The organism is Kitasatospora sp. NPDC048722 (genome assembly GCF_040650235.1).
Lineage (GTDB): Bacteria > Actinomycetota > Actinomycetes > Streptomycetales > Streptomycetaceae > Kitasatospora.
Genome location: NZ_JBEZGX010000111.1, coordinates 1 through 11,576, shown reverse-complemented (window position 1 = coordinate 11,576; position 11,576 = coordinate 1). Strand labels below are relative to the sequence as shown.

Sequence of the window (11,576 nt, the reverse complement as noted above, 5' to 3'; positions counted from 1 at the left end):
CATCGCGCTGCTGCGCAAGACGCTGGAGGAGAACGACAGCACCGCGCAGCAGACGCTCGCCCGCGCCAAGAGCGCGGTCGACAACATCGGCTGACGCGGACCGATCCACTAGGCACTGACAACGGGGGAGCTCGACATGGCGGGTGACTGGGATATCCAGCCTCAGGGCGTCCAGGGCCAGTTGAAGATCGTCGGCGGACACGCCGGCGACCTCTCGACGGCGCTGAACAACCTGGTGACGGACATGCAGGCGGCGGCGCAGGCCGCCGGTACGGCGGTGCCGGGTTCGCATGCGAAGGTCGAGATCCAGGGCCCGGTGCCCGTGGGTGCGCCTCCGTTGTCGCACGCTGCGATGGGCCCGGTCGCGGCCGCCCTCTCGCAGTACCTGGAAGGCCGGCAGGCCGAGTTGAAGTCGATGTCGGAGCGCATCGAGGCCTGTCTGACCGGCACGGTCAAGGCCGTCAACGAGTACATCGCCGGTGACCTGACAGCCGCGCAGAACGCCCAGAACGCGGCGAAGTCCGTGGACCTCAAGGCGCTCGGCATCCAGCCGGAGGACAAGAGCAAGTGAGCGACGAGAATCCGGTGAACCCGGCCGAGGTGCCGGTCTTCACGGGCAACCTGGCCACGCTCGACGAGAAGGTCAAGTCGATCTCGACGGGCGGGGCGACGATCTCCACGGCCGCGGGGGACGTGCACACCAGCTTCGGCGCCCTGAAGGCCTTCTACAAGGCGCCCGAGGCCGACCAGCTGTTCGCGACGACCAAGCCGGTGTCGGACCTGGGCCTGAAGCTCAGCCAGGACGTCTGCACGATCGCGGGCGCGCTCGGGCAGTACTCCAAGGACGCGGCGCCGATCGCCAAGAAGCTCGCCGACCTCAAGACCCAGGCCGAGACGTTCAAGGCCATGGCGGACAGCAACCACGACTGGCGCCAGGACGAGGACAAGGTCAAGGAGAACAACAACCGGCGCAACGACATCGCCGACGCCTGGACGCAGTTCCAGGGCGTCGAGCGGGACGCGTACGCCAAGATCGTCGCCCTGGTCGGCGGCAAGCCGCTGCGCGTCAACGACGGCTCCAACGCCGACGACATGTACGGCTACAACGCCAAGGACCTCAAGGACTCCAAGGACCTGCCCTGGGGCAGCGCCGTCGACCGCGACATCCCCTGGTACGACGTCTGGGACCAGGCCATCGAGTTCGGCAAGGGCGTCTTCGTCGACGGCGTCTGGGGCACCATCAAGGGCCTCGGCACCCTCGTCGGCTTCCAGGGCTGGGACGCCTGCAAGCAGGCCTGGACCGGCCTCGCCAAGCTCGCCACCGGCCTCGCCATCACCGGCATACCCGGCGTCGGCCCGCTCTTCCTCGCCGTCCCGGACAAGGACCTCCCGTCCTGGCTGCGCGAGTCGCGCACCGCGATGAAGGAGACCGGCAAGGCCCTCCTCGCGTGGGACCAGTGGGGTTCCAACCCGTCCCGCGCCGCCGGCGCCGTCACGTTCAACGTCCTGACCACCGTCTTCACCGGCGGCGAGGCCGGGGCGGTCGAGGGCGCGGGCAAGGCCGGCGCGATCTCCAAGGCGCTGTCCGTCGCCGGCAAGGCCGGCAAGGCCGGCAAGGTCATCGACCCCATGACGTACGTCTTCAAGGGTGCCGGCTTCGGCATCTCGAAGGTCAGCGACGTCATGAAGGGCCTGAAGGGCATCACCGACTTCAAGATGCCCAGCATCAACCTCGACAAGGCGATCTCCCTCCCGGAGGGCGCCGTCAAGCTCCCCGACGGCTCGTTCAAGCTCCCGCCCGGCACCGAGATCCCCGAGGGCGCGATCAAGGGCGCCGACGACACCATCAAGCTGCCCGCGGGCACCAAGGAACTCCCGCCCGGCACCCTCAAGTTCGAGCACGGCGGCAAGACCGAGTACGTGGACCCGCACGGCAACGTCTACGACGACGCCGGAAACATCCACCCCGGTGAGGACGCTCCGAAGGAGACCGTCCCCGGCGACCACAACGGCGACCACCCCGGCGGCACCACCCCCGACCACCCGGTCAAGCCGAACGGCCCCGACCCGCTGCACACCCCGGCCAAGGCCAAGGTCCCCGAGATGGCGGGCGTCGGCGGGCGCGACGGCGTCATCAAGCTCGGCTCGGACCTGTCCGACCCGTTCAAGGTGCCGGACCACGTCCCGGACCACTTCCCGGATCGCGTCCCCGACCACGTTCCGGACCACATCCCGGACCACATGCCCGACCACACCCCCGGCGGCCACGCCCCCGAGGGCCCCAACGCGAGCCACGAGCCCCCCGGCCACAACGACGGGCCGGGCCACGACGGCACCGGCGACCACACGGGCGGGCACGACAGCACCGGCGACCACACCCCCGGCGGCCACGACGGCACCGGCGACCACACCCCCGGCGGCCACGACGGTGGTGCCGGCACGGGTGGCGGTCACGACGGCGGCTCGGGTCCCGGCACGGGCGAGCACCCGAAGCCCGAGGAGCCGCTGGGCAACCGTCCCGACGGCTCGTGGGAGGGCGAGAAGGGCCTCAAGCTCAACCCCGAGGCCAACGCCGCCGCCGACAAGTTCATGCACGACTCCGCGACCCACGAGCCCCGGGTCACCGAGGCCGTCCAGCAGGTCGCCGGCAAGGTCGACAACGGCAAGCTCATCGGCCTGGAGTACCGCCTCAAGGGCGAGGACTCCCTCAAGCGCAAGCTCGCCACCGACCTCCTCGACGACCCCGCCCTCAAGCCCGCCCAGGCACTGTCCGACATCAAGGACTCCGTCCGCTACACCCTCGAAGTCCCCGCCGACAACTACGCCCAGGGCGTCAAGCAAGCCGTCGAGGACCTCCAAAAGCGCGGCTTCGAGAACATCACCTTCAAGAACACCTGGGGCTCCGCCGGCTACAAGGGCATCAACTCCACCTGGCGCGACGCCGTCACCGGCCAGAAGTTCGAGCTCCAGTTCCACACCCCCGACAGCTTCACCGCCAAGATGGACGGCCACGTCCTCTACGAAAAGGAACGCCTCCCCGGCATCACCCCCGAGGAACTCAAGGCCATCAAGGCCGACCAGGCCGACCTCTTCGGCAAGGTCCACGTGCCCGAAGGCGCCGCGGACATCAAGCTCCCACACGAGCCCGTCCACGAACTCCCCCCCATCGGCCACGAACCCCACGGCACCGGCCACAACCCCGGCACCGAACACCCCAAGCCCGACGGAACCCCGACCGGCACCCACGACCACCCCGGCACCTCGGACCACACCCCGGGCGACCACACGGGCGGCGACCACACCCCCGGCGACCACACCCCCAGTGGTCACGACAGCACTCCCGGCACGGGCGAGCACCCGAAGCCCGAGGAGCCGCTGGGCAACCGTCCCGACGGCTCGTGGGAGGGTGAGAAGGGCCTCAAGCTCAACCCCGAGGCCAACGCCGCCGCCGACAAGTTCATGCACGACTCCGCGACCCACGAGCCCCGGGTCACCGAGGCCGTCCAGCAGGTCGCCGGCAAGGTCGACAACGGCAAGCTCATCGGCCTGGAGTACCGCCTCAAGGGCGAGGACTCCCTCAAGCGCAAGCTCGCCACCGACCTCCTCGACGACCCCGCCCTCAAGCCCGCCCAGGCACTGTCCGACATCAAGGACTCCGTCCGCTACACCCTCGAAGTCCCCGCCGACAACTACGCCCAGGGCGTCAAGCAAGCCGTCGAGGACCTCCAAAAGCGCGGCTTCGAGAACATCACCTTCAAGAACACCTGGGGCTCCGCCGGCTACAAGGGCATCAACTCCACCTGGCGCGACGCCGTCACCGGCCAGAAGTTCGAGCTCCAGTTCCACACCCCCGACAGCTTCACCGCCAAGATGGACGGCCACGTCCTCTACGAAAAGGAACGCCTCCCCGGCATCACCCCCGAGGAACTCAAGGCCATCAAGGCCGACCAGGCCGACCTCTTCGGCAAGGTCCACGTGCCCGAAGGCGCCGCGGACATCAAGCTCCCACACGAGCCCGTCCACGAACTCCCCCCCATCGGCCACGAACCCCACGGCACCGGCCACAACCCCGGCACCGAACACCCCAAGCCCGACGGCGGCCACACCCCCGGGGATCACACCCCCGGGGATCACAACGGCGGGGATCACAACGGCGGCGACCACAATGGCGGTCACGACGGTCCGACCGGTGGTGACCACGGCGGTAGTGACCACGGCGGCGGCTCCGGCGACGGCGGCGTGCCCGATCACGGCGGCCCGGGCGGTGGCGACCACGGCGACTGGACGCGCCCGTCGCACGAGAGCGGCCCGATGGAGCGTGGCGGTGCCCTGGAGCAGCAGGTCCGGGACCAGATCAAGGGCACCAAGGTCAAGCACGGCGACGTGGACGCGATCATGAAGACGCTCTCCGAGACCCCGCACGGCAAGGAGATGGCCGACACCATCGCCTCCGGCCGTTTCCGGAACTCCGAGGACTTCTCCAACGTCGTGTCCAACCTCGTCCGCCCGAGCGAGATCCCCGGGAGCCTGGAGGCGATGCGCCTCGGGAACCGGCTCTTCGACGGCGGTCTGCACGACATCGGGTTCGAACTCAAGCAGGACGGCCACGAGATCAAGCCCGGTGTCTTCACCGGGCAGCACACCGACCTCGACGTGTTCGCGAAGGACGCGCACGGCAACGTCCACGGCTACCAGTTCAAGGACATGACTGGCCCGGAATCGCCGGTGACGGCCGACAAGGCGGTCAAGCGGATCTTCAAGAGCATCAAGCAGCTCCTGGACTCCAACGCCGATTTCCAGACCTTCGTGATCGACTCGAAGATCCCGAAGGCCGAGATGCTCACCCAACTGGAGCACCTCCAGAACAAGTTCGACACCAAGGGCGTGCAGTTCGTCATCCGCACGCCCGAGGGCGTCATCCTCGTCCCCCGGGACGGTAGGTTTATGCCGGAGGTGGCACCGTGATCGCCAGTACGCCGGTCGCCCGTTGGACCTGGGGCGACTTCATCGAGGGTGAGGACGAGCTGGTCCGCTGCCTCACCGATCTGTTGGCCGCACGGGCCGTCCTGGCGGCTCACCGGCTGGTGGTCGGCGAGTCCCGGATCCGTCTCACGGTCTCGGAGTCCGGCAAGCCGCGCTCAGCACTGTACGAGGGCGAGCTCACCGCGAACGGCTCCGCAGAGGAGCTCGCGGCGGCGGTCCGCGCCGCCCTGCGACCGGGCGCCATCGGCTCCGCGGACGCCACGCTCCTCCCCGTCGGCGTACTGCTCGGTCCTGAGGGCGAGGTCCATACGGAGGGCCTGTTCGCGTTGTCCGCGTCCACGGACGCGGACTTCGCGGCCGTGGAGTTGGTGACGTTCTCCGACGCCTGGATGCCCTTCGACCTGCGGGGCCGACCCCAGCCCGCCGTACACGAGGCGAACGCGCCCCGGCTGGCGGCTGCCCTCGCCGAGCTCACCGACGTCCTCGGCTCCGACATGGACCCCGAGGACCCGACGTACTTCGGCACGCCGACCGAGACCGGCGTCGACCCCCACTTCGACCAGGACGGGACCCCGTCCGACTCGTGGTCCCGGTTCGAACTCGTCCGCCGGTACGAGCGCTTCACCCACGCCCCCGGCCTCGGGAGCATCGGTTACTCCCGCACCGCGACCGGCGACGTGCAGTACGTCCCGATCGCCGACGAGCACGGCATGCTCGGCTACCTCTGGGCCTCCGATGCCGAGGACGCCGCGAGCTTCGAGCCCGTCGACGTCGACGACGACGGGCGCTACCGCGCCGCCCTCGCCTGGCTGGACCGCCTGCGCTCGGCTCACGACCGCAAGCTGTCCCCCACCCAGGCCCTCGCCGAGCTGACCGGCCGCTCACCAGAGGACGCAGAGGGCCCCGTCGCCCTGTCGGCACTGCGCGCACAGGCAGAAGAGAGCTGAGACATGGCATCCGACAACCGTGACAAGTGGTATCCCAAGACCCTCCCGCTGAACCAGAAGGCCGCGGCCCGCCTCGGCGCCTGGGTGACGGCCTCCGCCGACGAGGCGCTGCAGGCCACCGAACTCGACCTGCGCGGAGCCAACCTCTCCGGCGGGGACTTCAGCGAGGCGTGGTTGAACGGCGCCGTGCTCGCCGACGTCACCCTGGCCCGTACCAGCCTGCGGCGCGCCCACCTGGAGTCCGCCGACCTGTCCGGTGCGGACCTGAGCGACGCCGTCCTGTTCAAGGCGGCCCTGGACGGTGCCTCGCTGCGCTCCGCCCACCTGGACCGCAGCAACCTGACCGCGGCTTCGCTGGACGACGTCGACGCCCGCTCCGCGACCTTCCGCGGCGCCGAGTTCCTCGACACCTCCATGCTCACGACCGACCTCCGCGGCGCCGATCTGTCCGACGCCAGGATGGTCGAGACCTCGTTCAAGGTCCGCCTGGACGAGCAGACCGTCGTGCGCGGTCTGTCCGGCACGCTCTTCGGCCCCGTCACCCTCGTCACGGAAGGGACGGAGCAGGAGCTCGACGGCATCGCCCTCCAGCGCTGGCTCGACGAGCACGGCGCCGAGGCCGAGGTCCTGAGCGGCTTCACCTACTACGCGAAGCTCCGCACCGGCTTCTCCCGCGAGAACCCCAGCGGCATCGTGCGCCGCAGCTCGGTGGACGGCATCGACTACGACGAGGCCTTCACCCGCAACCTGCGCTGGGAGCCGACCGAGTACCTCCGCCTCTACGAGCTCGGCCACAACGAGATCGACCACGTCGAGATCACCCGCGCCGAAGCCGAGGCCTTCGTCGCCCGCATCACCGAGGCCCTCGGCACCCCTTCCCAGGAGAGCTGACCTCCAGGACTCTCACGAACGCCCGATGGCCCGACCACCATTTCGGCGGTCGGGCCATCGGATTCTGTGCCTCCGGCGACCTACGTCGGGAATTCGCCGCACCAATTGCGGCCGATGAGGGCCTTGGGCAGGTACTCGGACTCGACCTCGATCGGAAAACCCGCATCGTGGGCGAAACAGGCCATCGCGAGCGGGGCGATGGCGACGGCGCCGGCGAGTTGGGTCTCCCGGCTCTCGTCGCTCCAGTACCGCTTGTGCCATTCGACGGCGTTGGTGAGGGCTCGGCCGAAGCCTTCGCGGTCGTCGCGCAGGATGCGGTGGAGCATTTCCATCGGCGGGTGGATCAAGTGCTGGACGGGCACCGGATCGGCGACGGTCTCCGGGGCCGTCGCGTTGATCGCCGCGACCAGCTTGTCGCCGAGGCCGGCGCCGCCCTGCCAGTAGGTCTGGAGCGTGTCGATCCAGAGGTAGTGGTACTCCGGGAAGTCCGAACCGTTCTCCCGCAGCAGGGACAACGGCACGTTGCACAGGGCCGTGAGCCTGTCCCGCTCCCGGCACGCCGCCGCCAGGCAGAAGGCCGTGAGCCAGGTACCGGGGTTCACGTGCCGGTAGGGACCGGTGGCCGGGAACGTGCGGTCCTTGTGCGCGATGCGGCACACCACGTGATCCTCGGTGGTGGTCGCGGTGGCGAACACGGCGGAGCCGACCTGCATGGCGGTCACCCAGGCGTCCCAGGAGGGGAAGATCGACGCCTGGGGGTCCAGCAGACTGCGGCCGCCGGCGATCCGGAGCGCGGTGCCCAGGACGTCGCCCGCCAGGGCACCGTTCGTCTCGGCCTTCTCCAGCCTCCGCTCGACGTCCTCCTGGAGCATGGCGAGGCCCGCTTCCGCGTTCCCCGTGACGGGAAAGGGGTGGCGGCTGATGATCGAGGCCAACGCGACCTCCTTCCCCTTCGGCCTGTTCCCGGTTGAGGGGCCTACGTCGGGAATTCACCCAACCAGCCGTGAGAGACGAGGTACTTGGGAATGTAAGGCGACTCCACGTCGATCGGGAACTTCCCGTCAAAGGCCATGCAGGCCATGGCGAGGGGGCCGAGGGCGAGTGCGCCGTCGCGCTTGGCCGCGCGGTCCTCGTCCATGGTCCAGTACATCTTGTGGAGGTTCAGCGCCTCGACCAGGTTCGGGGAGAACTCCTCCTCGCGCTTGCGCACGACCTGGTAAAAGAGGTTGAGCGGCGGGTACATCAGGCACTGCATGGCATCGCGCGGAGCGACGCGCGCGGCATCGGGGGTCGACGTCTCGAAGGCGGCCGTGAGCTTGTCGACGAGCCCCGGCCGACGGAGCCAGTAGGTCTGCTGGGCGTCCACCCAGTGGTAGACGTATTCGTCGTACGAGCCTTCCGGCGAACGCAGCCGCTCCAGCGGGATCTCGCACAGCTGCGTCATCCGCTTCTGCTCACGGCAGATGAGGGCCAGCCAGAAGGCGTTCAGCCAGTTCCCCGCATCGGCGAAGGACTGTGGTCCGATCGCCGGGACGCTCCGCGCCCTGCCGTTGATGAAGCACTCGACAGTGCCTTCACTCGCGCCGGTCACGGCGAACACCGCCGAGCCGAGCTGCATCGCGGTGACCGTGGCCTTCCACGTCTCCAGCCGGTCCGCCTCCGGGTCGGCAACCGCGTGGGCCTGCAAAGCGAGGAGAGCCGTGCTGAACGCGAAGTCGATCATGTCGGCCGACTCCTCGAGTTCGTCGACCCTCCGGTTCACCCGCTCGCTCAGCCGGTCGGCGAATGCCTCGGCATCGGGCTGAGGCTCGATGTGGCGGGCAACAGTCTCGGTCACGGAAGAGTCCCCTTGCTGATGTCGAACCGCCGGTACTGCAAGCCAGTGTAGCTTCCGGCGTTCTTCTCACCCTTGACGACGACGTATTCGAGATTTCCGTCCTTGAGCGCCGTCGTGATCTTGTCGACGAGGTCCGTCTCGCCCCGCTCTTCCATCTCCCTGAGAATGTCGAAGAAGTATTCCCTGCTCCCCTGCGAAACCGCCTTGCGGGTGGCCCCGGGAAGAAGGCGACTATTGAGACCCGTACTCGGGCTGCTCTTGGCTTCGACGACGACGACCCGCCCGTCCTCGTTCGTCCAGACCTGGTCGAACTGGTCGTTGCCGTTCTTCGGGCCGAGGAGCGGCTCGTCCTTGAAGCCCGGGAAGTTCTCGGCGATGTAGTGGTGCCTCGCGGCCGCCTCACCGAAAGCCTCGGTCGCTTTGCCCATCTCCGTGTGGGACGCCTTGTACACCCCGTCTGCCTGCGGAAGACCGAGCCTCTGCCTCCAATCCTTGACCAGGTTGTCCCACGTCACGGCACTGTGGCGCTTCTTCGCGAACAGGTCGAGCAGGTTGAGCCGGTCCTTGTCGGTGACCTTGGTCTCGTCCAGGGAGATGTAGTCGTCGTCGAGGTAGTGGGGCTCGGGGGGCTCCGGGGTGTCCTTGGCCGGGACCCACGGGCCGTGCTCGTCCAGTTTGACGAGCTGGGGCGGTGTGTATCCGCTCTCGTCCTTGTAGGACAGCCGCTTGCGGTCACCGTCGATGTTGTAATACTGCTCCCGGTATCCCGGCTCCTCGTTGGCGCGGTAGACCTGGATCTCCTCGATCTGCTCCTTGGTGAGGCTCCCGGGCTCTCCGTAGGGGTTCGGGCCGTCCTTCATGAACTCGGGCCGCTTCACGGGCTGGCGTGCAGGGGGCTCGTGGCCGCCGGTCGAACCGCCGTCGTGCCCGCCGGTGCCGGAGCCGTCGTGGCCACCCGTGCCCGCGCCGTCGTGGCCACCGGTCGAGCCGCCGTCGTGCCCGCCCGTGCCCGCGCCGTCGTGCCCACCGGTCGAACCGCCGTCGTGGCCACCCGTACCGTCGTGACCACCGGTGCCGTCGTGCCCGCCCGTGCCCGGGCCGTCGTGGCCGCCGCCGGACGGGTTGAGGTCGTTGCGGGGGCCCTCGGGGGCGTGGCCGCCGGGGGTGTGGTCCGGGGCGTGGCCGCCGGGTGCCAGGTGGTCGGGGACGTGGTCCGGCACGTGATCGGGGACGTGGACCGGCTCGGAGATGTCCGAGCCGAGCTTGATGACGCCGTCGCGGCCGCCGACGCCCGCCATCTCGGGCACCTTGGCCTGCGCCGGGACGGGGCTGTGGGGCTTGACCGGGTTGCGGTCCGCGCCGGTGTGGTCGCCGGGAAGGTTCTCCTTCGGGGCTTCGTCGCCGTGCTGGCGGAGGTTGCCGGCCTCGTCGTAGACGTTGCCGTGCGGGTCCATGAACTCGACCTTGCCGCCGTGTTCCAACTTGATGGTGTTGGGCGGGAGTTCGACGGTCTTCTCGGGGAACTTGATCCCGCCGTCGGCGGTCTTGATCGCGCCCTCGGGGATGTGGGCACCGGGCGGGAGCTTGAACGAGCCGTCGGGGAGCTTGATGGCGCCCTCGGGGATGGAGACGGCCTTGTCGAGGTTGATGCTGGGCATCTTGAAGTCGGTGATGCCCTTCAGGCCCTTCATCACGTCGCTGACCTTCGAGATGCCGAAGCCGGCGCCCTTGAAGACGTACGTCATCGGGTCGATGGCCTTGCCGACCTTGCCGGCGACGGACAGCGCCTTGCCGGCGAGACCGGCCTTGCCCGCGCCCTCGGCCGCCGCGCCCTCGCCGCCGGTGAAGACGGTGGTCAGGACGTTGAACGTGACGGCGCCCGCCGCCCGCGAGGGGTTCGAGCTCCACTGGTCCCAGGCCACCAGCGCCTTGCCGGTCTCCTTCACGGCGGTGCGCGAGTCGCGCAGCCAGGACGGCAGGTCCTTGTCCGGCATCGCCCAGAACGCCGGTCCCACACCGGGGATGCCCGTGATGACGAGTCCCGTCGCGAGCTTGGCGAGGCCGGTCCAGGCCTGCTTGCAGGCGTCCCAGCCGCCGAAACCGACCAGTGTGCCCAGGCCCTTGATGGTGCCCCAGACGCCGTCGACGAAGACGCCCTTGCCGAACTCGATGACCTGGTCCGGCAGGTCCCACCACGGGATGTCGCGGTCGACGGCGCTGCCCCAGGGCAGGTCCTTGGAGTCCTTCAGCGACTTCGCGTCGTAGCCGTACATGTCGTCGGCGTTGGAGCCGTCGTTGACGCGCAGCGGCTTGCCGCCGACCAGGGCGACGATCTTGGCGTAGGCGTCCCGCTCGACGCCCTGGAACTGCGTCCAGGCGTCGGCGATGTCGTTGCGCCGGTTGTTGTTCTCCTTGACCTTGTCCTCGTCCTGGCGCCAGTCGTGGTTCTTGTCGGCCATGTCCTTGAAGGCAATGGCCTCGCGCTTCAGGGTGTCGAGCCTGTCCCTGATCGGCGCGGCGTCCTTGGAGTACTGCCCCAGCGCGCCCGCGATCGTGCAGACGTCCTGACTGAGCTTCAGGCCCAGATCCGACACCGGCTTCGTCGTCGCGAACAGCTGGTCGGCCTCGGGCGCCTTGTAGAACGCGCTCAGGGCGCCGAAGCTCGAGTGCACGTCCCCCGCGGCCGTGGCGATCGTCGCCCCGCCCGTCGAGATCGACTTCACCCGGTTGTCCAGCTCCCCCAGGTCGCCCGTGAAGACCGGCACCTCGGCCGGGTTCACCGGATTCTCGTCGCTCACTTGCTACCCCCCGTGGCGAGAGTGTGTCAGCCGATGTTGTCGACCGCGCTCTTGGCGCGGGCGAGCGTCTGCTGCGCGGTGCTGTCGTTCTCCTCCAGCGTCTTGCGCAGCAGCGCGATG

The 11,576-nt window shown here is 69.1% G+C and carries 7 protein-coding genes; 4 read left to right on the top strand and 3 right to left on the bottom strand.

The window, feature by feature from the left end; translation table 11 throughout:
- Positions 1-136 precede the first annotated feature (136 nt).
- The 4 genes from AB0C76_RS40285 to AB0C76_RS40270 are packed head-to-tail and all read left to right on the top strand — an operon-like array spanning position 137 to position 6,821.
- On the top strand, positions 137-571 hold the full coding sequence (locus AB0C76_RS40285) for a DUF6507 family protein (protein ID WP_359975427.1): 435 nt from the start codon (positions 137-139) through the stop codon (positions 569-571).
- Positions 568-4,965, top strand: a complete 4,398-nt coding sequence (locus tag AB0C76_RS40280) for a hypothetical protein (RefSeq protein ID WP_359975424.1) — start codon at positions 568-570, stop codon at positions 4,963-4,965. The genes AB0C76_RS40285 and AB0C76_RS40280 overlap by 4 nt, the downstream gene beginning before the upstream one ends.
- The gene (locus AB0C76_RS40275) at positions 4,962-5,930 is read left to right on the top strand and encodes a hypothetical protein (protein WP_359975421.1); all 969 of its coding nucleotides are present in this window, start codon (positions 4,962-4,964) and stop codon (positions 5,928-5,930) included. Before AB0C76_RS40280 ends, AB0C76_RS40275 begins: the two co-directional genes overlap by 4 nt.
- Before the next feature lie 3 nt (positions 5,931-5,933).
- The gene (locus tag AB0C76_RS40270) at positions 5,934-6,821 is read left to right on the top strand and encodes a pentapeptide repeat-containing protein (RefSeq protein WP_359975418.1); all 888 of its coding nucleotides are present in this window, start codon (positions 5,934-5,936) and stop codon (positions 6,819-6,821) included.
- 80 nt (positions 6,822-6,901) lie between these two features.
- Here the strand turns inward: AB0C76_RS40270 and AB0C76_RS40265 are convergent, their stop codons facing one another.
- From AB0C76_RS40265 to AB0C76_RS40255, 3 genes are read right to left on the bottom strand one after another with little or no spacing between them, the layout of a single operon-like run.
- Positions 6,902-7,756: an immunity 49 family protein gene (locus AB0C76_RS40265; protein ID WP_359975415.1), complete on the bottom strand. Its 855-nt coding sequence runs from the start codon at positions 7,754-7,756 to the stop codon at positions 6,902-6,904.
- A 41-nt stretch (positions 7,757-7,797) separates the two neighbouring features.
- On the bottom strand, positions 7,798-8,658 hold the full coding sequence (locus tag AB0C76_RS40260) for an immunity 49 family protein (RefSeq protein ID WP_359975412.1): 861 nt from the start codon (positions 8,656-8,658) through the stop codon (positions 7,798-7,800).
- Positions 8,655-11,456 (bottom strand): hypothetical protein, encoded by a 2,802-nt coding sequence (locus AB0C76_RS40255; protein WP_359975409.1) that lies wholly within the window; start codon positions 11,454-11,456, stop codon positions 8,655-8,657. The genes AB0C76_RS40260 and AB0C76_RS40255 overlap by 4 nt, the downstream gene beginning before the upstream one ends.
- Positions 11,457-11,576 lie beyond the last annotated feature (120 nt).

Excerpts from the sequence above, each read along its gene's own strand:
- AB0C76_RS40285 (WP_359975427.1), top strand. The coding sequence starts at position 137 with ATGGCGGGTGACTGGGATATCCAGCCTCAGGGCGTCCAGGGCCAGTTG.
- AB0C76_RS40270 (WP_359975418.1), top strand. The coding sequence starts at position 5,934 with ATGGCATCCGACAACCGTGACAAGTGGTATCCCAAGACCCTCCCGCTG.